Genomic DNA, 24637 nt, shown 5'->3' on the forward strand with positions numbered 1-24637 from the left:
TCCATCAAAGGTCCGACGATGAGCCGATTCTTCAATCTCTACTCCCATGGATTCGTCCGCGTCGCGGTCGGCGTGCCCGTCTGCCGTGTCGCCGATCCGGCCTTCAACGCCGAACAGACGATCGCGCTGGCGCGCGACGCCGCCAACCATGGCGCGGCACTGGTGGCGTTCCCCGAGCTGGGGCTGTCCGCCTACACCTGCGACGACCTGTTTCACCAGAAGGCACTGCTCAATGCGTGCGAAAGCGCGCTGGGCAAGGTGGTGGAGGCATCGCGCGAGCTGCCGTGCGCGATGATCGTCGGCATGCCGCTGCGCGTCCAGCATCTGCTGTTCAACTGTGGCGTGGTGGTCGCGGGCGGCCAGATCCTTGGGGTGGTGCCCAAGAGCTATCTGCCGAACTACTGGGAGTTCTACGAGGCCCGTCAGTTCAGCGAGGCTGACTGCGCTACCACCGACAGCATCGAATTGCTCGGTCAGACCGTGCCGTTCGGGGCGTCGCTGCTGTTCGAGGTCGACAACATCCCGCTGCTGCGCTTCCACGTCGAGATCTGCGAAGACCTGTGGGTGCCGATCCCGCCGTCGTCGTACGCGGCGCTGGCCGGGGCGACCGTGCTGGTCAACCTGTCCGCGTCGAATATCGTGATCGGCAAGTCCGGCTATCGCCACCAGCTGGTGGGGCAGCAGTCGGCCCGGTGCCTCGCCGCATACCTGTACAGCTCGGCGGGCAAGGGGGAATCGACCACCGATCTGGCCTGGGACGGGCAGGCACTGATCTACGAGAACGGCGATCTGCTGCAGGAGTCGGAGCGCTTCGCCGACGATTCGCACATCATCTACGCCGACGTCGACCTGGAGCGCCTCTCGCGCGAGCGGATGCATGCCACCACCTTCGGGCACTCGGTGCGCCGGCATGCCAGCGCCGTGGCCGATTTCCGCGTGATCCGCTTCGCGCTGGAAGTCGATGGCGACCGGCCGCTGCCGCTGCGCCGCCGCGTCGAGCGCTTCCCCTACGTGCCCGCTGGCCGCCGCCGCCGTGACGAGCGCTGCGAGGAGGTCTACAACATCCAGGTACAGGGGCTGCTGCAGCGCCTGTCCGCCACGGGCATCTCGAAGGTGGTGATCGGCGTGTCGGGCGGCCTCGATTCGACCCACGCGCTGCTGGTGTGCGCCAAGGCGATGGACCGGCTTGGCCTGCCGCGCTCGAACATCCTCGCCTATACGATGCCGGGCTTTGCCACCAGCGACCGCACGCTGCAGCAGGCCCGCAAGCTGATGTCGCTGATCGGCTGTACCGCGCGGGAGATCGATATCCGCCCCAGCTGCATGGCGATGCTGAAGGACCTGGACCATCCGTTCGCCAGGGGCGAGCCGGTGTACGACGTCACCTTCGAGAACGTGCAGGCCGGCGAGCGCACCAACCATCTGTTCCGCCTGGCCAACCACCACGGCGGCATCGTCATCGGTACCGGGGACTTGAGCGAGCTGGCATTGGGCTGGTGCACCTACGGCGTGGGCGACCACATGTCGCACTACAGCGTCAATGCCAGCGTGCCGAAGACGCTGATCTCGCATCTGGTGCGCTGGGTGGCAGAGACGAAGCAGATCGGCGAGGGCGGCAGCGACGTGCTGCTCGACGTGCTGGGCACCGACATCAGCCCCGAGCTGGTCCCGGGCGAATCGAAGGACGAGCCGGGCCAGAAGACCGAAAGCGTGATCGGGCCGTACGAACTGCAGGACTTCAACCTCTTCTACACGCTGCGCCACGGCTTCACACCGACGCGGATCGCCTTCCTCGCCTGGACCGCGTGGTCCGATCGCAATGCGGGCGAGTGGCCGGAGGACGCGCATGTCGCGCGCAATCAGTACGGCCTTGCCGACATCAAGCGCAATCTGCGTATCTTCCTCGACCGGTTCTTCCGCCAGAGCCAGTTCAAGCGCACCTGCATCCCCAATGCACCGAAGGTGGGCTCGGGCGGCTCGCTGTCGCCGCGCGGCGACTGGCGCGCGCCCAGCGACGCGGAATCGGTAGTGTGGCTGGCCGACCTGGACAACATTCCGGAGGAGGAAACGGCGAAGGGCTCGGGGGCCGGCATCCACGCCGTGGCGCGCGGCGAAGGGACCGATGGCAAGCCGGCGTGACCCGCGCCGGGCTAGAATTGCACCATTACCAATGACGACATAACAAGGGGCCGCCATGAAGCAGATTACCGCGATCATCAAACCGTTCAAGCTCGACGAAGTGCGCGAGGCGCTCGCGGACGTCGGCGTTACCGGCCTGACGGTTACCGAAGTCAAGGGGTTCGGTCGTCAGAAGGGCCATACGGAGCTGTATCGGGGCGCCGAGTATGTGGTCGACTTCCTGCCGAAGATCAAGATCGAGGTCGTGGTGGCGGAGAACCAGCTGGACATGGTGCTGGACGCCATCGTCAAGGCGGCCCACACCGGCAAGATCGGCGACGGCAAGATCTTCGTCACCGAGATCGAGCGCGTCATCCGCATCCGTACCGGGGAGCAGGACGAGGCGGCAGTCTGATCCATTGCAGTCCCCGCCAGATCCAGGCGGACAAGGACAACGCCAGGTTCGCTCCCCTCTCCCGCAAGCGGGCGAGGGGAGCAAACCGGTGGCGTCGTCAGGCGCCTCTCAATTCGGCAGCTTCCACCCGTAATGCCATGACAACAGCCGCGCGACGATGATCGTCAGCGCGCCGGTCAGCAAAGACAGCTCCTGCGGCAGCCCCGCGTACGACATTCCGATATAGACGCAGCACCCGCCGAACGCGCAGCTCGCATATGGCGAGCGGTCGCGCAGGATCATCGGCACCTCGTTGCACAGCACGTCGCGCACCACGCCGCCGAACACCGACGAGATGATGCCCATCATCACCGCGACCGTCGGCGACATCTGCGCCACCAGCGCCAGCGAGGCGCCGGTCACCGAGAACATCCCCAGTCCGATCGCATCGGCCACCACCAGCGCCCGTTCCGATGCGACCTTGCTGACCACGCGGAAGACCAGGGCCGCGCCGATCGACATCACGAAGATCGCCAGCACCCAGCTTTCGTGCTCGACCCAGTAGAACGGACGGCGATCCAGCAGCACGTCGCGCAGCGTGCCGCCGCCAAAGGCGGTGGCGAACGCGACCACGAACGTGCCCACCGCGTCGAAGCGGTGCTTGCGCGCATCGACCACCCCCGACACCGCGAAGGCGATGACACCGATCACCTCCAGGACCTGCAGCACCACCGGCAGCGGGCCCATCAGCAATTCCAGCGGGGGCGTCATGCGGTATGCGGTTGGCGCAGCAGCACCATCAGGGCGCCGGAGCCGCCTTCGGCATTGCGGGCCTCGACGAAGGCCAGCACCTCCTCCTTCTGCACCAGCCAGCTGCGCACCTTGCCCTTGAGCACCGGTTGCTTGTCAGGCGAGCCGTTGCCCTTGCCGTGGATCACGCGCACGCAGCGCACCCCCCGGCGCACGCAGCGGCGCAGGAATTCGGCCAGCGCCTCGCGTGCCTCGTCGCGGCGCAGCCCGTGCAGGTCGATGCGGTCCTGCGGCACCCATTCGCCGCGGCGCAGCTTGCGCAGCACATCGGGGCCGATGCCGGGGCGGCGGAACGACAGGGTGTCATCGGTTTCCAGCAGGTTCTCGACGTCGAACTGATCCGACAGCGAGGCGCGCAGCACCGCCTGGTCGTCGAGCTGGCTCTGCACTGGAATCGGCTCGGGGCGGCTGGGCGGCGGCTGGACCCGGTCGCGCTGGCGCAGCGACTGCACATTGCCGACGCTGGTGCGGAAAATCTCGGCCTCCTCGCGCGCCTGGCGCTCGGCGGCTTCAGCCGCGACGCGCTGCGCCTCGCGGCGCTCGGCGTCAGCCTTCATCGCCTCGCGCAGTTTGCCGAGGTCGCCCAGGCCGAGCCGTTTCGGGCCGGTCTGCGAGGAGGTGCCGGGCCCCTGGCCGGGCTTGCGGGCAGCGTGCTTCATTTGCGGCGGAGAAAGTCGGAAGGGAAGTGTCCCTGTCCCTGAAAGGACAACAGGCAAGGCCCGTGCCGGCGCCTTGCCTGCTTGCCCGTGAAAGCAGACGCTTACTTCAGCGCCTCGACATAGCGCTGGGCGTCGAGCGCCGCCATGCAGCCGGTGCCCGCGCTGGTGATGGCCTGGCGGTACACATGATCCTGCACGTCGCCGGCCGCGAACACGCCCGGGATGTTGGTGGCGGTGGCGTCGCCCGACAGGCCGCTCTTGGTGACGATATAGCCGTTGTTCATCTCCAGCTGGCCGACGAACAGGTCGGTGTTCGGCTTGTGGCCGATCGCGACGAACACGCCCGACAGCTTGCGATCCTCGCTGGCGCCGCTCTGCACGTTCTTGATGCGCACGCCGGTCACGCCGGACTCGTCTCCCAGCACTTCGTCCAGCACGGTGTTCCACAGCACCTCGACGCGGCCTTCCTTCTGGCGCGCCATCAGCCGGTCGACCAGGATCGGCTCGGCGCGGAACTTGTCGCGGCGATGGATCACGGTCACCTTGCTGGCGATGTGCGACAAGTACAGCGCTTCCTCGACCGCGGTGTTGCCGCCGCCGATCACCGCGACTTCCTGGTTCTTGTAGAAGAAACCGTCGCAGGTGGCGCAGGCCGACACGCCGCGGCCCATGAAGTTCTCTTCCGACGGCAGGCCCAGGTACTGCGCCGAGGCGCCGGTGGCGATGATCAGCGCATCGCAGGTGTACTCGCCGGCGTCGCCGATCAGCCGGATCGGGCGCTCGGTCAGCTTCGCGGTGTGGATATGGTCGAACACGATCTCGGTGTTGAACCGCTCGGCATGGGCCAGGAAGCGCTGCATCAGCTCCGGACCCTGCACGCCGTCGGCATCCGCCGGCCAGTTCTCCACGTCGGTGGTGGTCATCAGCTGGCCGCCCTGGGCCAGGCCGGTGATCAGCAGCGGCTGCAGGTTGGCGCGCGCCGCATAGACGGCGGCGGTGTAACCGGCGGGACCGGAACCGAGAATCAGCACTTTCGCGTGTTTGGCCATGATGCTTTCCTGTTCTGGCACGACAGCCCGCGCCAGCCTTTGATCGACGAAAACCGCATTATAAGTGGAGGCGCCTTTCCTCACTGTTGCAAATTCCAATGAGGGCGATAGCCCCCGCGGGGGTAAAATGCCGCGACATCAATCCCTGCGCGGTGCAGTTCCCGGCGCCGCGACCGTAATACGACGCATGGCCAGAACCACCACCACCACCCGCACCGACCCCTCCGTATTGCCCTCTCGCATCGGCAAGCTGCTCGGAGAAGTGCGCTGGTTCCTGCTGCTCGGGGCGACGCTCGCCTTTGTCGGCATCCTGGCCAGCTACAGCAAGGCCGACCCGGGCTGGTCGCATGCCAGCGAAGTCGCGCAGATCCACAATCTGGGCGGGCGCGTCGGCGCCTGGATCGCCGACATCCTGTTTTTCGTCTTCGGTTTCTCCGCCTACTGGTGGGGCGTGCTGCTGGTGCGGCGCTGCTGGCGCGGCTGGCGTTACCTGACCGAGGAGCTGCCCGAGCGGCGCGCCGCCCAGACGCCGCCGCCGCCACAGGGCAACGTCGTCAGCTGGATCGGCTTTGGCCTGACGCTGGTCTCCAGCATGGGGCTGGAAGCGATTCGCATGTATCCGCTGCGCGAGTCGCTGCCGCGCGCGCCGGGCGGCGTGCTGGGCGACCTGCTGGGCGCGTGGCTGCAGCTGGCGCTGGGCTTTACCGGGGCGACGCTGCTGCTGCTGATGATGTTCGCCATCGGGCTGTCGCTGTTCTTCCACTTCTCGTGGCTGTCGGTGGCCGAGCGGGTCGGCGCCTTCGTCGAGACCGCCTTCCTGGGCTTCAAGGCGCGCCGCGAGAGCAAGCAGGACCGCCGCATCGGCGAGGCCGCCAAGGTCGAGCGCACGGAAACCGTCGAGGTGCAGCGCGTGCGCAACGAGGAGGCCCGTCCGGTGCAGATCGTGCGGCCGCAGGCGGTGCCCAAGCATGAGCGGGTCGAGCGCGAGAAGCAGCAACCGCTGTTCGCCGACCTGCAGGACGCCAACCTGCCGCCGCTGTCGCTGCTGGACCCGATCCCCACGGCGCAGGAGACGGTCAGCGCCGAGACGCTGGAATTCACCTCGCGCCTGATCGAGAAGAAGCTCAAGGACTTCGGCGTCGAGGTCAAGGTGGTGGCCGCCTATCCGGGCCCGGTCATCACCCGCTACGAGATCGAACCGGCCACCGGCGTCAAGGGCAGCCAGGTGGTCAACCTCGCCAAGGACCTGGCGCGTTCGCTGTCGCTGGTGTCGATCCGCGTGGTCGAGACCATCCCTGGCAAGAACTACATGGGGCTGGAGCTACCCAATCCGAAGCGCCAGGCGGTGCGCCTGTCGGAAATCCTCGGCTCGCAGGTCTACAACGAGAGCACCTCGCAGCTGACGCTGGCGCTGGGCAAGGACATCGCCGGCAAGCCGGTGGTGGCGGATCTGGCGCGGATGCCGCACTGCATGGTGGCCGGTACCACCGGCTCGGGCAAGTCGGTCGGCATCAACGCGATGATCCTGTCGCTGCTGTACAAGGCCAAGGCCGACAGCGTGCGGCTGATCCTGATCGACCCGAAGATGCTCGAAATGAGCGTCTACGAGGGCATTCCGCATCTGCTGTGCCCGGTCGTCACCGACATGCGGCAGGCCGGCAACGCCCTGAACTGGGCGGTCGGCGAGATGGAGCGCCGCTACAAGCTGATGAGCAAGATGGGCGTGCGCAATCTGGCCGGCTTCAACAAGAAGATCGAGGAAGCGGCCGCGCGCGAGGAGAAGATTCCCAATCCGTTCAGCCTGACCCCGGATGCGCCGGAGCCGCTGGACAAGCTGCCGATGATCGTCATCGTCATCGACGAACTGGCCGACCTGATGATGGTGGTCGGCAAGAAGGTCGAAGAGCTGATCGCCCGCATCGCGCAGAAGGCGCGCGCCGCCGGCATCCACCTGGTGCTGGCGACGCAGCGCCCCTCCGTGGACGTCATCACCGGCCTGATCAAGGCCAACGTGCCGACCCGGATTGCCTTCCAGGTCAGCAGCAAGATCGACTCGCGTACGATCCTGGACCAGCAGGGCGCCGAGGCGCTGCTGGGCATGGGCGACATGCTGTATCTCGCGCCGGGCACCGGCCTGCCGGTGCGCGTGCACGGCGCCTTCGTCTCCGATGACGAAGTGCACCGCGTGGTCGAGCAGCTGAAGGAGGCCGGCGAGCCCAACTATATCGAGGGCATCCTCGAGGGTGGGCTGGTCGATGGCGACCCGGCCGGCGACGGCTTCGGCGGGGGCGCCGGCATCGGCGGCGGCGGTGGCGAAGCCGATCCGCTGTACGACCAGGCGGTCGATGTCGTGCTGAAGAACCGCCGGGCGTCGATCTCGCTGGTGCAGCGCCATCTGCGCATCGGCTACAACCGTGCCGCGCGCCTGCTGGAGGACATGGAGAAGGCAGGGCTGGTGTCCGCCATGTCGGGCAACGGCAATCGCGACATCCTCGCCCCTGCCGGCGCCGGCCGCGACGAGGCGCCGGCCGACTGAGCCGCTGCCCGCCCTGCCGGCTGGCGGCTGCCGATGGGCCCGGGGCGCGCGTAATACACCGTTACCGCTGTCACCGACCCGGCGCAAAGCACCGGGAATCCCTGCGGCGGGCCGCGCTCCAATCAGACACAGGGCGACAGCACCGGCAACGGCCGCCGCTCTAGAATGTCCGGGTTCCTGACGGCAACCCTGATCCATCCCGAACGATCCCCGAGGATCCTGACGATCCCGACAGAGAGGACCGACTGCATGCAAATCCGCGTTATGGCTTCGGCCATTGCCGGCGCCACCGTTCTGACGCTCGCCGCACTCCTTCCCGCGCCTGCGATGGCCGCCGCCACCGACCAGCTCAAGACCTTCGTCACCACCGTCAAAAGCGCTCGTGGCGAGTTCGTGCAGCGCCAGGTCAAGGGCAGCGGCGAGGCGACCCGCGTCACCGGCACGTCCAGCGGCACCTTCGTGTTTTCCCGACCGGGCAAGTTCGCCTGGCGCTATACCAAGCCCTACGAGCAGCTGCTGCAGGCCGACGGCGAGACGCTGTACATCTACGACAAGGATCTGAACCAGGTCACCCAGCGCAAGCTCGACGGCGCGATCGGCTCCAGCCCGGCGGCGATCCTGTTCGGCAGCAACGACCTGCAGAAGGACTTCGTCGTGCGCGACGGCCCGGTGCGCGACGGCATCGAGTGGCTGGAACTGACGCCGAAATCGAGCGATACGCAGTTCGAGCGCATCGGCATCGGCTTTCGCGGCGGCAGCCTGGAAGCGATGGAATTGCGCGATGCGTTCGGCAACACCACGCTGCTGACCTTCTCGGCGCTGCAGAAGAATCCGCAGCTGCCCGCCGATACCTTCCGCTTCACGGTGCCCAAGGGCGCCGACGTGATCCGTCAATGAGGGCGCCATGCCTTGCAACCCGCCGAGTTCCGACCGTTTCCCGTCCATGCCGCTACACCGCACCTCGGGCGCCGGCAACCGGCGGCGCCTGGGCGCGCTGACCGGTGTCTCCGCCCTGGCCGCCGCCCTGATGGTCGGCGGCTGCGCCGTCAACCGGGGCGCGAGCCGGCAGTTCGATGTCGACGCCTTCCTGCGCGCGCCCGACACGACGCTGCCGGAAGTGCTGACCAATCCCGACTTTCTCGCCGCGACCCGGGCGTCCACGGCCGATTGCGCCGCGATGCTGCAATCGGAGCGCAATGGCGTGCTGGAAGAGCTGCCCGGCATGGCACGGGGCGACGGCTGGCTGTGGCGGCCGGCTGCCCAGTCGGGGCAAGTGTGGCTGGTGGCCAGCCGGCGTGGCGGCGAGCGGACCTGTCACGGCCCGCTGCCGGCCGAAGGGGTGCAGGCGCTGGTCGGACGCGCCGGCGGTTGAGCCAGCGCTTGAGCCGGCGCTTGAGCGATTGAGCCGGCGCTTGAGCTGGCGGTCGATGCCGAAGGGCGGGGCGAATGCCGCTGCCCCCGGCCCGATGCTGGCGCTCAGGCCGGCTCGCCCTCGGCGCGCTTGCGTGCCGCCGCGGCGACCGGCGAAAACACCGGTTTCCCGTCCGGGCCCTCGACCCGCTTGAAGGTCAGCCGGGTGCTGCTCGACAGCGCCCGCGCGGCGATCCGCCGCTGCAACTGGCGGCGCTCCTGGTTGAGCTTGCCCACGGTGCCGTTGCTGTACGGGTCCTTCTGCAGCCCCGACAGCGCCGCCATCGCCGCGCGCAACGCCGCCAGCGCGGCCTCCGCGTCCTTCTTCAGCATCGCATCGAGGATCTGGCGTGCCCGCACCTGGGCCTGCAGCAGGCCGTCGGTCGGATTCTCCTTGGCGCGCACCGCGTCCTGCGGCAACTGCACCGAACCGGCCAGCCGGCGCAAGCCGGCACGCAGCAGGCCGCCGTCCATCTTCGCTTCCTGGATCACCCAGGCCGCGTCGTGCCGCACCCACGGCTCAGGGTCGGAAAGCCGGCGCAGCAGCGCGCCCTGCAGCCCGTTCACCTCGAACTGGCCGGTACGGCGAATGGCATTGACGGCGATGCGGCGAATCTGGGGGTGGGCGTCGTCGAACAGCTCCTGCACCACGCGCTCGGCCAGGCCCTCCTTCTGCACCAGCTCGGCGAGCTCGGTGGCGAAGCCGATCTCCTGTACGGCGGTGAGCTTGTCCTGGCCGGCGAGCCGGGACATCTTGAACATCAGCATCCGGTAGCGCAACTGCATGGGGTTTCCGCGGTAGTTATCGGTTCTTGGTGCCGGGCATGACAGGGGCGCTGACAGCAAAGCCGGCCTCCGGCGTTGACGCAGCTTCCCACCTACGGGGTATCGGCATTCCGGTGCCAGACTTTAGCCCGCCGGGCGAGGGGTGGCCGGTCCCCTGGCGCCGATGCACTACACTGGCACCTTTGCCGCCCCGGCGCCGCCGGGGCGGCGCGAGCAAGCAATCAAGGCAGGACCATCGTGGCGGACTCGCTGTTTTCCGAACCCTCCGACGCATCCCGACAGCCGCTGGCGGAGCGGCTGCGGCCGCGCCATATCGACGACGTCATCGGCCAGCAGCACCTGCTCGGGCCGGGCAAGCCGCTGCGCGTCGCCTTCGAATCGGGCGAGCCGCATTCGATGATCCTGTGGGGCCCGCCCGGGGTCGGCAAGACCACGCTGGCGCGGCTCACCGCGCAGGCGTTCGACGCCGAGTTCATCGCGCTGTCGGCGGTGCTGTCCGGTGTCAAGGACATCCGCGAGGCGGTCGAGCGGGCCGAGCAGTTCCGCGCCCACGGCCGCCGCACGCTGGTGTTCGTCGACGAGGTGCACCGCTTCAACAAGAGCCAGCAGGACGCCTTCCTGCCGCATGTGGAAAGCGGCCTGTTCACCTTCATCGGCGCGACCACCGAGAACCCGTCGTTCGAGGTCAACGGCGCGCTGCTCTCGCGCGCCGCCGTCTATGTGCTCAAGAGCCTGTCCGACGACGAACTGCGCCAGCTCGCACTGCGCGCCAGCGAGGCGCTGGGCGGCCTGCAGTGGCAGGACGAGGCGCTCGGGCTGGTGGTGGCCTCGGCCGACGGCGACGGGCGCAAGCTGCTGAACAACATCGAGATCGTCGCGCGCGCCGCGCGCAATGCCGGTGCCCACACCATCGACACGGCGCTGCTGGGCAGCGCGCTGTCCGAGAACCTGCGCCGCTTCGACAAGGGCGGCGACGCCTTCTACGACCAGATCAGCGCGCTGCACAAGTCGGTGCGCGGCTCGGACCCCGACGCGGCGCTGTACTGGTTCTGCCGGATGATCGATGGCGGCGCCGATCCGCGCTATCTGGCCCGCCGCATCGTGCGGATGGCGTGGGAGGACATCGGCCTTGCCGACCCGCGCGCGGCGCGCATGACGCTGGACGCCGCCGAGACCTACGAACGGCTCGGCTCGCCCGAAGGCGAACTGGCGCTGGCACAGGCGCTGATCTACCTGGCCGTGGCGCCCAAGTCGAATGCCGGCTACAACGCCTACAACGCCGCGCGCGCCTTCGTCGCCAAGGACAAGTCGCGTGGCGTGCCGGTGCACCTGCGCAATGCGCCGACGCGATTGATGAAGGAGCTTGGCTACGGCCACGCCTACCGCTACGCACACGACGAGCCCGAGGCATACGCCGCCGGCGAAACGTATTTCCCCGACGACCTGAAGGCGCAGGGCTGGTACAAGCCGACCCCGCGCGGCCTGGAAGGCAAGATCGGCGAGAAGCTGCGGCATCTGCGCGAACTGGACGCGGCGTGGCACCGGCAGCGCAAGGACGGGCAGGGCGGCAGCGGCGGCACGCAGGGGTGACCGTCCGCGGTGGACCGCGTGCAGTAAAATGACGGGCTCGCCGGCGCCTGCCGGCCGCTCACCAGATTCCGCCTTACTGTCCCTCCGCCTATGCTCGACATCCAGCTGCTCCGCAAAGACCTCGACAACGTGGCCCAGCGCCTCGCGACCCGGGGATTCCAACTCGATGTGGCGGCATTCCAGTCGCTCGAAACCGAGCGCAAGCAACTGCAGACCCGTACCGAGGACCTGCAGGCGCGCCGCAACTCCCTGTCGAAACAGATCGGCATGGCCAAGGGCAAGGGCGAGGACGCGTCCGCGCTGATGGCCGAAGTGGGTGGCATCGGCGACGAGCTGAAAGCATCCGCCGCGCGCCTCGAGGAGATCCAGTCCCAGCTGCAGCAGCTGATGCTGTCGATCCCCAATCTGCCGCACGAGAGCGTGCCGGTGGGCAAGGACGAGACCCAGAACGTCGAAGTGCGCCGCGTCGGCACGCCGCGCACCTTCGACTTCACGGTGCGCGATCACGTCGATGTCGGCGAGAAGCTGGGGCTGGACTTCGAGACCGCCACCAAGGTCGCCGGCTCGCGCTTTGCCATGCTGCGCGGCGGCCTGGCCCGCCTGCATCGCGCGCTGACCCAGTTCATGCTCGATACGCATACGCTGGAGCACGGCTACACCGAAATGATGGTGCCGTACATGGTCAATGCCGCCTCGATGCGGGGCACCGGCCAGCTACCCAAGTTCGAGGAAGACCTGTTCCGCGTGCCGCGCCGCGTCGGTGGCGAAGGGCCGGATGGCGAAGCGGCGATCGAGAACTTCTACCTGATCCCGACCGCCGAAGTGCCGCTGACCAACATCGTGCGCGATGCCATCGTCGCCGGGGAAGCGATGCCGCTGCGCTTCGTCGCGCATACCCCGTGCTTCCGCTCGGAGGCCGGCTCCTACGGCCGCGACACGCGCGGCATGATCCGCCAGCACCAGTTCGACAAGGTCGAGCTCGTGCATGTGGTCCGCCCCGAGGAATCGATGGACGCGCTGGAGCAGCTGACCGGCCATGCCGAAGCAATCCTGAAGAAGCTGGAGCTGCCGTTCCGCACTGTGGTGCTGTGCACCGGCGACATGGGCTTTGGCAGCACCAAGACCTACGACCTGGAGGTCTGGATCCCCGCGCAGAACACCTATCGCGAGATCAGCTCCTGCTCGAACATGGGCGACTTCCAGGCCCGCCGCATGCAGGGCCGCTTCCGCAACGCGCAGGGCAAGCCGGAGCTGGTGCACACGCTCAACGGCTCGGGCCTGGCAGTGGGCCGCACGCTGGTGGCGATCCTGGAGAACTACCAGAACGCCGACGGCTCGGTGACCGTGCCGGCGGTGCTGCAGCCGTATATGGGCGGGGTGACGCGGCTGGAAGCGCAGGGGTAAGGCGCAGCGCCGGCTGTTGCGGACGCCGCGGCTACCCTCACCCCCGACCCTTCTCCCGCAAGCGCGAGGGGAGCAAACCGCAGGCATATCAAGACGCTGCCGGTTCGCTCCCCTCTTCCACTAGTGGGAGAGGGACCGGGGGAGAGGGCCTCCGGCGCTCGCCATCGCAACACCCGTGTCCGGCCCCACAAAATTCCGCCGCCAACCCCTTGCATCCCCCATTAGACCTCTCTATAATCTCGGTTTCGCCGCAACGCGACCGATCAAGGAGAGGTGGCAGAGTGGTCGAATGTACCTGACTCGAAATCAGGCGTACCGGCAACGGTACCGTGGGTTCGAATCCCACCCTCTCCGCCAGCAGTAACGCAAAGCCCCCGGAAACCTCGTTTCCGGGGGCTTTGTCTTTTGCAGGCTCGTCGTGCGTAGCCGTTACTGGAACGCCTTGTCGTTCGGGTTCGCGAACAGCTCCTTCATCTCCGCCGACAGCGGGTAGTTCATGTTCACGCCGCGCGGCGGGATCGGCGACAGGAACCACTTCTTGTACAGCTGCTCGGCCTTGCCCGACTTCATCATGTCGGCGATGACGCCATCGGCCAGTGCCTTGAACTGCGGATCGTCCTTGCGCAGCATGCAGGCATAGTTCTCGGTCTGCAGCGGCTTGCCGGCGACGGTCCACTGCCCCGGCTGCTTGGCCTTGGTCAGTTCCCCATACAACAGCGGCTCGTCCATCACGAAGGCCGCTGCCCGGCCGCTCTCGAGGATCAGGAAGGCCTGACCGTGGTCCTTGGCGCTGGTCAGGTTCATGTTCATCGCCTGTTCGCCGTTCATCTTGACCAGCAGGCGCTCGCCAGTGGTCCCGGCCGTGGTCACGACATTGCGTCCCTTCAGATCGGGGAAGTCATTCACTCCCGAGTCCTTGCGCACCAGCATGCGGATGCCATAGACGAAGATGCTGTTGGTGAAGCCGACCTGCTTCTGCCGCTCCAGGTTGTTGGTGGTCGAGCCGCACTCCAGGTCGATGGTGCCGTTCTGCATCAGCGAGATGCGGTTCTGCGAGGTGATCGGCATCAGCCGGACCTGCAGGTTGGGCATCTGCAGCTGCGTCTTCACCTTGTCGACGATCGCCAGCATGATCTCGTGCGAGTAGCCCATCACCTCGCGGCCATTGTTGTACGAGAACGGGATCGACGATTCGCGGTGCCCCAGCGAAATCACGCCGCTTTCCTTGATCTTGGCCAGCGTGTCGTTCTGCTGCGCCTGGGCGGCGCCGCTGCCCGCCAGCACCGCCGCCAGTGCCAGCGGGGCGGCGAGCAGGGACGCCAGCTTGCGTGCGGATATCGTGTTCGACTTCATGGTGAGGCTCTCCTTGGTTGTGGAACGGCTCGTTGTGGTCTTCGACATCTCGTGGTTCCAGGCGGCGGCCCTCCGGTACGGCCCTCAGGCCAGCGTCGCCGCATAGTCGGTCGCATGGACAGCCGGCCGGCGTCCCGCCATCGTATCCGCCAACAGGCTGGCGCTGCCCATGGCCAGCGTAAACCCCAAGCCCCCGTGCCCGATATTGAGCCAGAGCCCGGGCATGCGTGACTCGCCGATCAGCGGCAGGCCGCTCGGCGTCGCCGGCCGCAATCCTGCCCAGGGTTGCAGGTCGTGCAGCGCGTGGCCGTCCGCCAGCCCGGGGAACACCTGCCGCGTTTCCGTCAGCAGCGTGCCGGCACGCTCGGGGTCCGGCCGCGGGTCCGGACGGGTGGGCGAGCCGGTCAGGTCCGCCATCCCCGCTACGCGCACGGTGTGGCCGATGCGCGCATAGACGATCTTGCGGGCGAAGTCCGTCACGCTGATATGCGGTGCGCCCGCGCCCGACGTCACCGGCACCGTGATGCTGTATCCCTTCAACGGCCATAGCGGCGGGCGCAGGCCCAATGGGCGCAGCAGGGCGGCGCTGCCGATGCCGCCGGCGACCACTACCGCGTCGGCCTCGACGAAGTCATCGCCGGTCTCGACGCCACGCACCCGGCCACCGGCATGGGCGATGCCGCGTACCGTGGCGCCGAAGCGAAGGGTTACGTCGGGATGGGCGGCAAGCAGCCCGGCCAGTGCGCGGCAGAAGCGGTGGCAGTCGCCGACTTCCTCGCTGGGGGTATGGACCGCGCCGGCGATGCGCTCGCCCAGCGCCGCCAGCGCCGGCTCCAGCGCGATGCAGGCGTCGCGGTCCAGCGCCTGCTGCTCGCTGCCCAGCTGCGCCTGATAGTCGAGCAGGCGGCGGGCGGCATCGAAACTGGCGGCATCGCGATGCACGATCAGCTTGCCGCGGCGGGCGAAATCGAAGTCGATCGAGCGCTGCGCCAGCAGGGCCTGCATGCGGTCGCGCGAATGAAACGCCAGGCGCAGCAGCTTGCGCGTGGTGTCGTCGCTGGCGGTTCCGTTGCAGGCCCGCATGAAGCCGGCCAGCCAGCGCCATTGGGCCGGGTCCAGCCGCGGATGCCAGCGCAGCGGGGCGTCGCGCCGCAGCAGCCAGCCCGGCACCTTGCCCAGCACGCCGGGGCCGGCCAGCGGCGCGACGTAGCTATAGCTGAGCTGCCCGCCATTGGCGAAGCTGGTTTCCAGCCCCGGGCCCTCGCGCCGCTCCAGCACCGTCACGCGATGTCCGTCGCTGGCCAGCTGCCATGCCGTCGCCAGCCCCACCACGCCCGCGCCCGTGATTACTACCCGCATCGTTGCCTCGTTCCATTGCAATGGCAGCAACAGTAAAGGAGATCGGCGACGCTGCCCAATGCGAAGACGTGCCAGAATATGTCTTCAGGCTATACCCTGCTCGAGACCTTCCGCCATGCGACTGCGCCAGATCGAAGTCTTTCGCGCCGTGATGCTGACCGGCACCGTCAGCGAGGCCGCGCGCCTGCTGCATGTCTCGCAGCCAGTGGTGACCCGCGTGCTGCAGCACGCTGAAGCGTCGCTGGGCTTCCGCCTGTTCGACCGCAGCGGCGGCCGCCTGCGCCCGACGCCGGAAGCCAATGCGCTGTATGGCGATGTCGAGCGCCTCTACGGCGAGATCGACCGCGTCCGCCGCGTGTCGGAGAGCCTGCGGCACAAGGGCGCGGGCCGCTTGCGGGTGGCAGCGACGCCAAGTCTTGCGGAACCGTTGCTGGTGCCCGCGCTGCAGCGCTTCTGCGCGCGCCATCCCGACACGCAGGTCCAGGTGCTGACGCACCATACCGAAGAGATCGTGCAGGGGCTGCTGCGCAACCAGATCGATATCGGCTTTGCGTTCGCGCCGCCGCCGCACGAGGCGATCGCCGCGGTGCCGGTCGCGCAGGGCAGGATGCTGCTGGCGGTACCGGCAGGCCGGCCGCTGGCCGGACAGGCCCGGCGCAGCGCGCTGCCGATCGCCCGGCTGATGGACCGCGCCTTCATCGGCTACGACGACCAGAGCTCGCTCGGACTGATGGTGCGCCAGGTGCTGGCGCGCAACGGACTGGAGCCGCGCTCCACGCTCGAGGTGCAGACCTACTCGCTGGCTCGCCGGCTGGTGCAGGGCGGGCTCGGCATGGCATTGCTGGACCAGTACACGGCGCTGGGCGACCAAGCCGGGGCCGGCGCGCGCGACGTATCGCTGCACGAGATCCGCCCCGCGCTGCCGTTCGAGATCCAGATGCTGCGCGCCAGCCATCGCGGCATTCCCAGTCTCGCCGCCCAATTGCGCGAGGAGTTCGTCCGCGTGGCCGCGATGCTCGATGCCCAGGTCGAAAGCCGGCTCAGTGCCCCCGCGGTCGTCTTCGAACACGGACTGAAGTAGACCGCGACACGCTACGCACGGACAGGCAACAGGGTAGGGGACTGGCGCAATGGCCGTACCGAGCAGCCCGGCGCGCCATCCTTGCCGACTGCTGGCAGAAGGGCGGCCAGCGCGTCGGCATCGGCATCGGGGTTCCCCATCATCCAGCAGGTGAACGGCCGCCGCACCGTCCGCTGGCTGCGTGCGGCCTTGAGTTGCTCCAGCCAGTCCCGCGCGGACAGGCTGTCCGTACCGTCTCCCCAGATCAGGTAGTGATCCGCCGATACCGCCTGCAACATGGCCAGCGAGGCATCGGCGCTGCCCGAGCCCGTCCATACCGTCATGGCATGCAGATGGAGTCCCTCGTCGCCGAGGCGTCCGGACGCGCGCAAGGTGCGCAGGACCTGGGCGCCATCGGCATCGCCCGATAGCAGCACGGTGCGCCCGTCCTCCTCGGCCAGCAGCATCAGCGGCGCCAGCGACGGCGTGCGCGTCGCCAGGCAGGCGCTGGTCCCCTCCCAGTCGCGCAGGTCCAGTGGATTGACGAGCCGGCCTTCAGCCATCCCTTGCACCGCCCGCAGATAGTGCTCGCGGATCGCCCGCGTGCCCATGCGCACCACCGGCTCGCAGGGCCAGCGGCGCCACGCGGCCTGCGCGTTGGCAATCGTGTCCTCGGCGGGGCCTAGCAGCGTCAACGTCAGGGAGCCGAGGGCGAGCGTGCTGGTGCCGGTGGAGCCAGCGCCCGGCGCGTGCAAGGCGATGTCGAGCATGTCCGGCGCGCACAGCCGCGACAGCCTGGCCGCGCGCGGCAGCGCCAGCGCGATGCGGGCATCGTCGCGGCCGAGCGCCTCCAGTGCGGGCACACCGCTGGCACGCAGCGCGCGTGCCCGTGCCGACAGCAGCGGCTGGGCCGCGGCGCGAGCCTCGCCGATCTGCGCATCGATGCCGTTGTGCCAGAGCGCGCCAATGCGGGGGACCGGGGGCGAGGGCGGCAGCGCGGGCGGGTCGCCCAGTTGCGCATGGAAGTCATGCACGCGCCAGGCCAGCGCCGTTTCCAGCAGGGCGGATACGCCCGCCAGCGCGTCGGCGCCGGCGTGGGTCACGGCCAGCAGATGCAGCCCGTCGCCGCGGCGGCCGAGCTTGTGCAACCAGGGCGCGACGCTGGTGGCCATCGACGCGCCGCTGCCGCCGTCGCACAGCAGCCGATGTCCGGAGCGCGCTTCGATCGCCACGCAGCCGCCGTCGCGGGACGGAAAGAGCAGGACCTTCATGCTCGCCTCCGCCGTGGCTCGGCCGCCGCGCGCAGCGTCTCGCGCCGCTCGCTGCGCTGATCGAAGCCGATCGCTTCCTCGATCGCCGCGACTGGATCGATCAGGCCGTAGCCGGCGTCGTTGCGCCAGGCATAGTCGTGCGAGGGCAGCGGCCGCGCGGTACGGCGCAGGATGCCCTGGCATTGCGCCGCGCTCAATGTCGGCCGCGCGGAGAGCATCAGGCCCATCGCGCCGCAGACATAGGGGCTGGCCATGCTGGTGCCGGTCATCTCGACCCAGCTGCCGGGTTCGGCAAAGCCGTTGGCGGCGACGATGCGCGTGCCCGGTGCGCAGACGTCGGGCTTGAAGCGTCCATCGCGCGTCGGCCCCTGGCTGCTGGTGATATGCACGCGCGCCCGTTCCACGTCCGCGTTGGCCACGCCGATGACCCAGCGCGCGCAGGCCAGCGAATTGATCGAGTGCGAGTCGACGTTGCTGGCTTCCGTGAAGAACGACGGAAAGCGGTACGCCGCCAGCTCGCGCCGCCGCTGCAGCTCCATCGGATCGTCGCGTTCGATCCAGGCATGGAAGCCGCCATCGCGCACCTCGTCGCCATGCAACCGGATGCGCCACGTGCCAGCCGCCACCGGCGAGTACGCCTGGGGGTCCAGATAGGGCGACAGATAGATGCCAATGTAGTTGTCGCCGTTGGAGGGGTGGTACAGCTCGTTGTAGACCGACAGCACGGTGCCGTCTGGCAGCCGCCGGTTCTCGATGTACTCGCGGGGCGCCACCTCGTACCATTGCGCCGACCCTGGCGGCTGCACCGCCACCGAGAAGCGGTCCTGCGCGCCGTACCAGATTTCCAGCTCGTTCTCGGAGAAGTCGGCAATGCCGTCGCCGACCACGGTCCATTCGATCTCCACCGTCAGGCCGCGCGAGGCGATGCGGCCGCTGGTGTGGATGCGGCCCATGATCCAGCCGAAGCGGTCCTCGTCGGTGGGCCGCTCCTGGCCGGCATTGCCGGCCGCGATGGCGATGGCGCGGCCCGGCATGGCGAGGAAGGCGTCGAGCCAGCGACAGGTGCCATTGGCGCCATCGTGCGGTCCGCCATTGGTGCCCAGGCTGATATTGATCGACAGCGCCAGTCCCTCGCGTTCCGCGACCCGAAGCAGGTATTCGACCGCATGCAGGATGCGCGAAGCATCGCTGAAGGTCCAGCGCCGTGCCGCATAGTCGCCAGCCGGCGGATCGACGCTGATCAGCACGCCGGCGATGCGCGCACCCGGGCAAAGCCCGCTGTTGCCGGCGGCGATGCTGGTCACGTGGGTGGCATGCGAGCCCGGTTCCCGCTGCGACTGGCGCTCCAGTTCCGTGGCCGGCGGCCCGCCGCCGCGCGCGACCTGCAGGGCGGCGTCCAGCCGCTCGCGCGTCAGCTCCGAGCCGTAGCCGAAGCCCTCGGGCGGTGGCCGGAAGTCGCCGCCCTGGTCCCAGATCGACACGAAGCGGGTGCCGCCGTTGGCGTCGAGGAAGTCCGGGTGCGAGAAATCGAAGCCGCCGACGTCGATGATGCCGATCAGCACGCCCTCGCCACGCTGCGGCTGGCCCTGCACGGTCACCTGCCGGACGGGCGGCTCCAGCGCCGCCGCCCCGGCAAGCGGCAACCGCATCGACAGGCTTTCGCTGTGGTGCACGTAGCGGACCCCGGGCAGCGCCGCCAGTGCACGCAACGAGGCGACCGGCACGGTCGCGGCGATATAGTTGCCGCGGTGCAGGAGCGGCCCGGCCGCAATGGCCCCCATCCGCTGGCCTGTCGCTTTCCCCGAGGCCCTGCTGCCCAGCGTGCCGGTCATGCGCGCGATGGCCTGGACGATCGAGTCGGCCACCGCCGCGTCGCCATCGCCGGGCTCGATCTCCACCACCACGTTCAAATAGACGTCGTCCGCGGCCGGCATCGCGGCCTGCCCGGGGCGCGCCACCTCGCGCGGCGGCTGCGGCAGCGTGCCGGCCCCGGCCAGTCCCGCGGCAAAGCGCGCGGCCCCCGGCAGCGCGGGCGGGGGAGGGGCCTTGCCCGCGGCCGGGCGCCGCCGCTCGAGCGCGGCGGTGGCCAGGCACTGCGAAAACTCGGCGCGCATGCGGTTGACGGACGCGCTGCCATTGCTCACCAGGCGCAGGCGCGGATGCAACTGCTGGATGATGTCGTCGCTCATTGCGGCTCCTCGATTCGGTCAGCGGGTGCCATGGATAGCGTAGTTGCTGGCGCGCGCGAGGGCCACTGCAATGTGTTGATCGCTGTCCTGCCGGTCTTTGTGCGCCGGCCAACGCCGTCTATGATGACGGACCAACGCGCGTCCACCAACGCGCATCGCCTGCCAACGCCCTCCGACCGATGCTCGACGACCTGCCAACGCTGCCCGACTGGCTGATGCCGGACCAGCCCACGCCCGCGCTGCTGCTGACGGCGCTGCTGGTCTTCGTGCTGCTCAGCGTGCTGACCCTTTGCCTGGTGCGCGCCGTGCTGGTGCTGCTGCGGCCGGTGCTTGCCGGCATGGACGCCCTCCGGCTGTATCTGCACGCCGCTTTCGGCGACCGGCTGCGCGAGCGCTGGCCGCGCTCGATCGGCCTGCTGGAGCGGGAGGCGGCGGAACTGCTGTTGCTTGCCGCCGCGCTGGCAGCCCTGGCCGCCAGCGCCAGCGGGCTGGTGGTGCTGGCATTCGCGGTGGTCCAGGACGCGCCGCTGGTGCGGCTGGACGCGGCGGTATTCGAATGGCTGCAGCGTGGCCGGGACGCGGGCCTGGACCGGGTGATGGTGGCGATCACCGAAATGGGCGGCGCGCGCGTGACCGTGACGCTGGGCCTTGCGGTATTCGCCTGGCTGGCCTGGCGCCGCGCGTGGGCACCCGCGTTGTACTGGGCGGTGGCGCTGCTGGGGGCGCGCGCCTGCGTGGTGGCGCTCAAGCTCGGTTTCGAGCGGGCGCGGCCTGCCAGCATCTACGGCGGGGTGGAGTCGTTCTCCTTCCCCAGCGGGCACGCGACCAGCAGCATGGTCACCTTCGGCTTCCTGGCGTTCCTGCTCTGCGTGCGCCAGCGCTGGCGCCTGCGGATTCCGGTGCTGGTGCTGGCCAGCACGCTGATCGCCGCAATCGGCGTGTCGCGGCTCTACCTCGGCATGCACTGGCTCTCGGACGTGCTGGCGGGCTACGCCCTCGGCCTTGCCTGGATCGTGCTGCTCGCCGCCCTCTACCTGGCGCTGCACCGTCCGGGCCGGCTGCCTGCCGCGCCTCTGGGTACGGTGGCGGCCGCGGCGCTGGTGATTGCCGGAGGATGGGTGATGCTGTTTCGCCTTCCCGACGCGGTGGAGCGCTACCGGGAAGTGCGGCCGGTCAGCGCGCTGTCCCTCGTCCCTTGCACGGCAGGCGCCGTGGCCGCGGCCGCCGGTTCTCGCGTGACCACCGCCACCGCCTTCTGCCGCTCGGGTGACAGCCGCGAGACCAGCAGCTGATCGACCCGATGGTGGTCGATGTCCAGCACCTCGAAGCGGAAGCCGCCGACCTCGATGCTCTCGGACTTCTTCGGGATGCGCTTGAGCGTGTAGATCACCATGCCGGCCACGGTATCCACGTGGTCCTCGGCGGGCAGGGCGTCCAGCTCCAGCGCCTTCTTCAGATCCACCAGCGGCGTCAGGCCGTCGACCAGCCAGGAGTCGTCGTCGCGACGCACGATCTGCTCGTCCTCGGGCGAATAGAGGATGTTGCCCATCAGCGCGCCGACGATATCGTCCAGCGTGACCACGCCGACGACCAGCCCGTACTCGTTCATCACGATGGCAAAGTTCTGGTGCGCCTCGCGAAAGCGCGTGGTCGCCTCGGACAGGGTGAGCGTGTCCGGAATCACCAGCACGTTGCGATCATGGTGACGGGCGATCTCGCCGATCACCCGGCCCGATTCGTCGGCCAGCAGCAGCTGCAGGATGTCCTGCGATTCGATCACGCCCTGCACGTCATCCAGGTCGTGCCCGCAGACCGGGTACTGACCATGCGGATGCTCGACCAGCTTGCGCCGCACGCTGTCGGCCGATTCGTCCAGCGCGAGGAATACCACGTCGTCGCGCGGGGTCATGATCGCGGTGACGCTTTTCGAATCGAGCTCGAACACGTTCTCGATCAGATGGATCTCATGCTTGAGCAGCACGCCGGCTTCCGCGCCCGCATCGACCATCGCCGCGATGTCCTCGGAGGTAATCTGCTCGACCGCCTTGGTGGGCAGGCCCAACAGCTTCAGCACGCCGTCGGCGAAGGCGTTGAACAGCCACACCAGCGGCTTGAGCAGCGCCAGCAGCGACAGCATCGGTCCGATCACCGCCATGGCGCAGCGTTCGGGAAAGCTCATCGCGATGCGTTTGGGAATCAGGTCGGCGAACTGGATGAACAGGATGGTGACCAGCAGGAAGGAGCCGATCTCGGCCACGCGCTGCGCCATGGGCGGGGAAAGGTAAGGCTCCAGCCCGGCCTGGACCAGATCCGATACATGCTTTTCGCCCAGCACCCCGGCGAGGATCGCCACCGTGTTGACGCCGATCTGCACGATGGTGAAGAAGTTGCCGGGCTCTTCCTTCAGCAGCATGACCTTGGTGGCACGACGGTCGCCGCGCTCGGACAGGGTTTGCAGCTTGGTGCGGCGCGCGGCGGTCAGCGCGATTTCCGAGATGGAGAAGAAGGCGCTGACGAGCACCAGCAGGATCAGGATGAGAACGAACATGAAAAGTGAATCCAGTCGGCACGGCGACGCGGGGCAAGGCGCCGCGTTGGGTGCCGGAGCAGGGGGCCTTCCGATCATCCCCGGCGCCATCAGGGCTGTCAATCCGCCCCGCCGGCACCCGACGTCGCCGGAAAGGAGACGTACAAGCTACATGTGACCTGCGGTAATATAGCCATTATGAATTGATATTTATGCTTCAATAGCCGAATGCTTTAGTCTTTGTCGCACGACTTGTGGCGGACAATGCGCATCCGCGGAAACGGGGTGGCAACGCGCGTCGTCTATCATCGTTTGTGCAAGGCCGCATCCTGCGGTCGGTCTCAACAGGCAGGACAATCCGGGAGAGTTTCGATGACATGGTTTCAGGCGGGCTGGGCCCGTACGCTGATTGCCGCACCGCTGCTGGCGCTGACGATGGCCGGCGCCCACGCGGCCGATCTGCTCGATTCGGTCAAGTCGGCTGGTGTGCTGAAGATCGGGCTGGAAGGCACCTACCCGCCCTTCGGGTATCGCGGTCCCAGCAACCAGCTCGAAGGGTTCGACGTCGACGTCGCGCGTGCCGTCGCGGGCAAGCTCGGGGTCAAGCCCGAGTTCGTCACCACCGAATGGAGCGGCATCATCGCCGGGCTGCAGGCGGGCAAGTTCGACGTCATCGTCAATCAGGTTTCGGTCACGCCGCAGCGCCGGCAGGTGCTGGACTTCTCCAGGCCGTACGTCTACTCGGCAGCGCAGCTGATCCAGCGCAAGGACGACAAGCGCGAATTCCGTTCGCTGGAGGATCTGAAGGGCAAGAAGCTGGGCGTGAGCCTGGGCAGCAACTACAACGACCTGGCCAAGTCCGTGCCCGGCATCGACGTGCGCACCTATCCGGGCGCGCCGGAATACCTGCGCGACCTGGCCGCGCAGCGGGTCGATGCGGCGCTGAACGACCGGCTGATGGTCAATTACCTGATCAAGACCTCCAATCTGCCGCTGCGCCCGGGCGGCGTGGTGCGCGGCGGCGAAGTCGAGGTTGCGATTCCGTTCCGCAAGGACAACCCGAAGTTCGCCCAGGCCATCGACGGCGCGCTCGATTCGCTGCGCAAGGACGGCACGCTGTCCAGACTGGCCGTCAAGTGGTTCGGCAGCGACGTAACCAAGCCGGCCAGCGGGACGTGAAGGCGGGTCGGGAGGCCGTTCTCCCGGCACCCAGATAGAGACAAGGCGGTAGCACGGTAGCGGCTACCGCTTTGTCTTTTATGAGTCAGAACTTATGATTCCCACTTCGCTTGTGGCGGCCACCGGTCACGCCACGCCTTCCGCCGCCGCCTGACACCCATCTCCACCCATGCCTGCCCTGCAACTCGTCCTCGATTCGCTGCCCGTGCTGCTGCAGGGCATGGTGCTGACCGTGAAGTTCGCCCTCTGGTCGATGGCGTTCGGGCTGGTGATCGGCCTGGTCGTCGCGCTGATGGGGATCGGCAAGAACCGGCTGCTGGGCGCGATTGCCCGCTGCTACGTCAGCGTGATGCGGGGCACGCCGCTGCTGGTGCAGATCTTCGTGGTCTATTACGGCCTGCCGGGCATCGGCATTGCGCTGGAGCCGACGCCGGCGGGGGTGCTGACGCTGAGCCTGAATGTGGGGGCCTACCTGTCGGAAAGCATGCGCGGCGCGATTCTCGGGATTCCGCGCGGGCAGTGGATGGCGGCCTATAGTCTCGGCCTGACGCCGGCGCAGACCCTGCGCTACGTGGTCGGGCCGCAGGCCCTTCGGCTGGCGGTACCGTCGCTGTCGAACAGCCTGATCAGCCTGATCAAGGACACCTCGCTGGTGTCCGTCATCACCGTCACCGAACTGCTGCGCACCACCCAGGAGGTGATCGCCGCCACCTACCAGCCGCTGCCGCTCTACCTGGCCGCGGCCGCGCTGTACTGGGTGCTGAGCACGTTGTTGTCGGTGGGACAGCGGCTGCTGGAACGCAGGCTGGCGCTGCCGGGGCGGCATTGAGGGCCCGGGCAGCCGCGCGTTGCACAGCCATTCGCTCCTGCCGGCGCCCGTTAGCCCTCTCCCCCGGCCCCTCTCCCACAAGTGGGAGAGGGGAGCAAACCCCTGCCAGTTGGA

19 protein-coding genes, 1 tRNA gene and 1 pseudogene are annotated in these 24637 nt (G+C 68.4%); 12 read left to right on the forward strand and 9 right to left on the reverse strand.

Annotated features, from left to right (window positions below; genetic code table 11):
• The first annotated feature begins 18 nt into the window (after positions 1 to 18).
• Both K6V06_RS00910 and glnK read left to right on the forward strand, forming a co-directional pair.
• Positions 19 to 2139, forward strand: a complete 2121-nt coding sequence (locus K6V06_RS00910; RefSeq protein ID WP_222239690.1) for an NAD(+) synthase — start codon at positions 19 to 21, stop codon at positions 2137 to 2139.
• A 55-nt stretch (positions 2140 to 2194) separates the two neighbouring features.
• On the forward strand, positions 2195 to 2533 hold the full coding sequence (gene glnK, locus K6V06_RS00915; RefSeq protein WP_222239691.1) for a P-II family nitrogen regulator: 339 nt from the start codon (positions 2195 to 2197) through the stop codon (positions 2531 to 2533).
• Positions 2534 to 2641: 108 nt separating this feature from the next.
• Here the strand turns inward: glnK and K6V06_RS00920 are convergent, their stop codons facing one another.
• The 3 genes from K6V06_RS00920 to trxB form a co-directional block, all read right to left on the reverse strand.
• Entirely contained in the window at positions 2642 to 3283 is a 642-nt protein-coding gene (locus K6V06_RS00920) for a trimeric intracellular cation channel family protein (RefSeq protein ID WP_222239692.1), read from the reverse strand.
• Positions 3280 to 3981 carry a Smr/MutS family protein gene (locus K6V06_RS00925; RefSeq protein WP_222239693.1) on the reverse strand — a complete coding sequence of 234 codons (702 nt, stop codon included), beginning with the start codon at positions 3979 to 3981 and terminating at the stop codon, positions 3280 to 3282. The genes K6V06_RS00920 and K6V06_RS00925 overlap by 4 nt, the downstream gene beginning before the upstream one ends.
• A 101-nt stretch (positions 3982 to 4082) precedes the next feature.
• Positions 4083 to 5030 carry a thioredoxin-disulfide reductase gene (gene trxB / locus K6V06_RS00930; protein WP_222239694.1) on the reverse strand — a complete coding sequence of 316 codons (948 nt, stop codon included), beginning with the start codon at positions 5028 to 5030 and terminating at the stop codon, positions 4083 to 4085.
• Positions 5031 to 5217: 187 nt separating this feature from the next.
• Between trxB and K6V06_RS00935 the strand changes: the two genes are divergently transcribed.
• The 3 genes from K6V06_RS00935 (at position 5218) to K6V06_RS00945 (ending at position 8938) form a co-directional block, all read left to right on the forward strand.
• Complete coding sequence (locus K6V06_RS00935; protein WP_222239695.1) at positions 5218 to 7566, forward strand: DNA translocase FtsK; 2349 nt, start codon at positions 5218 to 5220, stop codon at positions 7564 to 7566.
• A gap of 264 nt (positions 7567 to 7830) precedes the next feature.
• Positions 7831 to 8463 carry an outer membrane lipoprotein chaperone LolA gene (gene lolA, locus K6V06_RS00940; protein ID WP_370637362.1) on the forward strand — a complete coding sequence of 211 codons (633 nt, stop codon included), beginning with the start codon at positions 7831 to 7833 and terminating at the stop codon, positions 8461 to 8463.
• A gap of 46 nt (positions 8464 to 8509) precedes the next feature.
• Complete coding sequence (locus K6V06_RS00945) at positions 8510 to 8938, forward strand: hypothetical protein (RefSeq protein WP_255581501.1); 429 nt, start codon at positions 8510 to 8512, stop codon at positions 8936 to 8938.
• Between the two features lie 104 nt (positions 8939 to 9042).
• Here the strand turns inward: K6V06_RS00945 and K6V06_RS00950 are convergent, their stop codons facing one another.
• A complete protein-coding gene (locus K6V06_RS00950; protein ID WP_255581502.1) occupies positions 9043 to 9762 on the reverse strand; it encodes a hypothetical protein in 720 nt (239 codons plus the stop codon).
• A 237-nt stretch (positions 9763 to 9999) separates the two neighbouring features.
• On the opposite strand from K6V06_RS00950, the gene K6V06_RS00955 reads away from it, so the two are divergent.
• From K6V06_RS00955 to K6V06_RS00965, 3 genes are all read left to right on the forward strand, one after another.
• Positions 10000 to 11352: a replication-associated recombination protein A gene (locus tag K6V06_RS00955; protein WP_222239697.1), complete on the forward strand. Its 1353-nt coding sequence runs from the start codon at positions 10000 to 10002 to the stop codon at positions 11350 to 11352.
• A gap of 90 nt (positions 11353 to 11442) precedes the next feature.
• Complete coding sequence (gene serS, locus K6V06_RS00960; protein WP_222239698.1) at positions 11443 to 12756, forward strand: serine--tRNA ligase; 1314 nt, start codon at positions 11443 to 11445, stop codon at positions 12754 to 12756.
• Positions 12757 to 13023: 267 nt separating this feature from the next.
• Positions 13024 to 13113: transfer RNA gene (locus tag K6V06_RS00965), tRNA-Ser, on the forward strand.
• 72 nt (positions 13114 to 13185) lie between these two features.
• On the opposite strand, the gene K6V06_RS00970 is transcribed toward K6V06_RS00965, so the two are convergent.
• Positions 13186 to 14109 carry a glutamate/aspartate ABC transporter substrate-binding protein gene (locus tag K6V06_RS00970; protein ID WP_222239699.1) on the reverse strand — a complete coding sequence of 308 codons (924 nt, stop codon included), beginning with the start codon at positions 14107 to 14109 and terminating at the stop codon, positions 13186 to 13188.
• Between the two features lie 84 nt (positions 14110 to 14193).
• Positions 14194 to 15468, reverse strand: a complete 1275-nt coding sequence (locus K6V06_RS00975; protein WP_222239700.1) for a D-amino acid dehydrogenase — start codon at positions 15466 to 15468, stop codon at positions 14194 to 14196.
• 115 nt (positions 15469 to 15583) lie between these two features.
• Between K6V06_RS00975 and K6V06_RS00980 the strand changes: the two genes are divergently transcribed.
• Entirely contained in the window at positions 15584 to 16549 is a 966-nt protein-coding gene (locus K6V06_RS00980) for a LysR family transcriptional regulator (RefSeq protein ID WP_222239701.1), read from the forward strand.
• 11 nt (positions 16550 to 16560) lie between these two features.
• Here K6V06_RS00980 and K6V06_RS00985 read toward each other — a convergent pair whose 3' ends face one another.
• Both K6V06_RS00985 and K6V06_RS00990 read right to left on the reverse strand, forming a co-directional pair.
• On the reverse strand, positions 16561 to 17799 hold the full coding sequence (locus K6V06_RS00985) for a hypothetical protein (protein WP_222239702.1): 1239 nt from the start codon (positions 17797 to 17799) through the stop codon (positions 16561 to 16563).
• Positions 17796 to 19988: a S8 family serine peptidase gene (locus K6V06_RS00990; protein ID WP_222239703.1), complete on the reverse strand. Its 2193-nt coding sequence runs from the start codon at positions 19986 to 19988 to the stop codon at positions 17796 to 17798. Before K6V06_RS00990 ends, K6V06_RS00985 begins: the two co-directional genes overlap by 4 nt.
• 614 nt (positions 19989 to 20602) lie before the next feature.
• Here K6V06_RS00990 and K6V06_RS20595 point away from each other — a divergent pair.
• Positions 20603 to 20962: pseudogene (locus tag K6V06_RS20595) on the forward strand (phosphatase PAP2 family protein); the annotation flags it as partial.
• Between the two features lie 179 nt (positions 20963 to 21141).
• Here K6V06_RS20595 and K6V06_RS00995 read toward each other — a convergent pair.
• Positions 21142 to 22536: a hemolysin family protein gene (locus K6V06_RS00995; protein ID WP_222239704.1), complete on the reverse strand. Its 1395-nt coding sequence runs from the start codon at positions 22534 to 22536 to the stop codon at positions 21142 to 21144.
• Between the two features lie 414 nt (positions 22537 to 22950).
• Here K6V06_RS00995 and K6V06_RS01000 point away from each other — a divergent pair, with 414 nt between their 5' ends.
• Positions 22951 to 23694 carry a transporter substrate-binding domain-containing protein gene (locus K6V06_RS01000; protein WP_255581524.1) on the forward strand — a complete coding sequence of 248 codons (744 nt, stop codon included), beginning with the start codon at positions 22951 to 22953 and terminating at the stop codon, positions 23692 to 23694.
• Between the two features lie 169 nt (positions 23695 to 23863).
• Positions 23864 to 24523, forward strand: coding sequence for an amino acid ABC transporter permease (locus K6V06_RS01005; RefSeq protein WP_222239706.1), 660 nt, complete (start codon positions 23864 to 23866; stop codon positions 24521 to 24523).
• Positions 24524 to 24637 lie beyond the last annotated feature (114 nt).

The sequence above is a fragment of the Cupriavidus sp. AU9028 genome (genome assembly GCF_019795295.1).
Classification (GTDB): domain Bacteria; phylum Pseudomonadota; class Gammaproteobacteria; order Burkholderiales; family Burkholderiaceae; genus Cupriavidus.

Coding starts and splice junctions, on each gene's coding strand:
- K6V06_RS00910 (WP_222239690.1), top strand. CDS start 19: ATGAGCCGATTCTTCAATCTCTACTCCCATGGATTCGTCCGCGTCGCG.
- glnK (WP_222239691.1), top strand. CDS start 2,195: ATGAAGCAGATTACCGCGATCATCAAACCGTTCAAGCTCGACGAAGTG.
- K6V06_RS00920 (WP_222239692.1), bottom strand. CDS start 3,283: ATGACGCCCCCGCTGGAATTGCTGATGGGCCCGCTGCCGGTGGTGCTG.
- K6V06_RS00925 (WP_222239693.1), bottom strand. CDS start 3,981: ATGAAGCACGCTGCCCGCAAGCCCGGCCAGGGGCCCGGCACCTCCTCG.
- trxB (WP_222239694.1), bottom strand. CDS start 5,030: ATGGCCAAACACGCGAAAGTGCTGATTCTCGGTTCCGGTCCCGCCGGT.
- K6V06_RS00935 (WP_222239695.1), top strand. CDS start 5,218: ATGGCCAGAACCACCACCACCACCCGCACCGACCCCTCCGTATTGCCC.
- lolA (WP_370637362.1), top strand. CDS start 7,831: ATGGCTTCGGCCATTGCCGGCGCCACCGTTCTGACGCTCGCCGCACTC.
- K6V06_RS00945 (WP_255581501.1), top strand. CDS start 8,510: ATGCCGCTACACCGCACCTCGGGCGCCGGCAACCGGCGGCGCCTGGGC.
- K6V06_RS00950 (WP_255581502.1), bottom strand. CDS start 9,762: ATGCAGTTGCGCTACCGGATGCTGATGTTCAAGATGTCCCGGCTCGCC.
- serS (WP_222239698.1), top strand. CDS start 11,443: ATGCTCGACATCCAGCTGCTCCGCAAAGACCTCGACAACGTGGCCCAG.
- K6V06_RS00970 (WP_222239699.1), bottom strand. CDS start 14,109: ATGAAGTCGAACACGATATCCGCACGCAAGCTGGCGTCCCTGCTCGCC.
- K6V06_RS00975 (WP_222239700.1), bottom strand. CDS start 15,468: ATGCGGGTAGTAATCACGGGCGCGGGCGTGGTGGGGCTGGCGACGGCA.
- K6V06_RS00980 (WP_222239701.1), top strand. CDS start 15,584: ATGCGACTGCGCCAGATCGAAGTCTTTCGCGCCGTGATGCTGACCGGC.
- K6V06_RS00985 (WP_222239702.1), bottom strand. CDS start 17,799: ATGAAGGTCCTGCTCTTTCCGTCCCGCGACGGCGGCTGCGTGGCGATC.
- K6V06_RS00990 (WP_222239703.1), bottom strand. CDS start 19,988: ATGAGCGACGACATCATCCAGCAGTTGCATCCGCGCCTGCGCCTGGTG.
- K6V06_RS00995 (WP_222239704.1), bottom strand. CDS start 22,536: ATGTTCGTTCTCATCCTGATCCTGCTGGTGCTCGTCAGCGCCTTCTTC.
- K6V06_RS01000 (WP_255581524.1), top strand. CDS start 22,951: ATGGCCGGCGCCCACGCGGCCGATCTGCTCGATTCGGTCAAGTCGGCT.
- K6V06_RS01005 (WP_222239706.1), top strand. CDS start 23,864: ATGCCTGCCCTGCAACTCGTCCTCGATTCGCTGCCCGTGCTGCTGCAG.